1 protein-coding gene is annotated in these 241 nt (G+C 70.5%); it reads left to right on the forward strand.

What is annotated here, in order from left to right; translation table 11 throughout:
* On the forward strand, nucleotides 1–241 hold a 241-nt coding region (locus tag SB717_RS40380), incomplete at both ends, for an alpha-amylase family glycosyl hydrolase (protein ID WP_486360824.1).

Below are 241 nucleotides of genomic sequence, written 5' to 3' on the forward strand. Positions count from 1 at the left end.
CCCGACCTGGTTCCGAACGAACGGCGAGCGCTACGGTCGCGACGGCTGCCGTGTGCCCCTGCCATGGAGCACCACGGGGGCATCGTACGGCTTCAGCGAATCGGGCGCCTCCTGGCTGCCCCAGCCGGCATCGTGGGCGTCGTACTCGCGCGAGGCGCAGGAGGGCGTCGAAGGTTCGACGCTTGAGCTGTACCGCTCGCTCCTCGCGCTCCGCAAGGAGCACTCGCTCGGCACCGGAACG

Origin of the sequence: Priestia sp. SIMBA_032 (assembly GCF_046535215.1) — a bacterium.
GTDB classification, from domain to species: domain Bacteria; phylum Bacillota; class Bacilli; order Bacillales; family Bacillaceae_H; genus Priestia; species Priestia aryabhattai.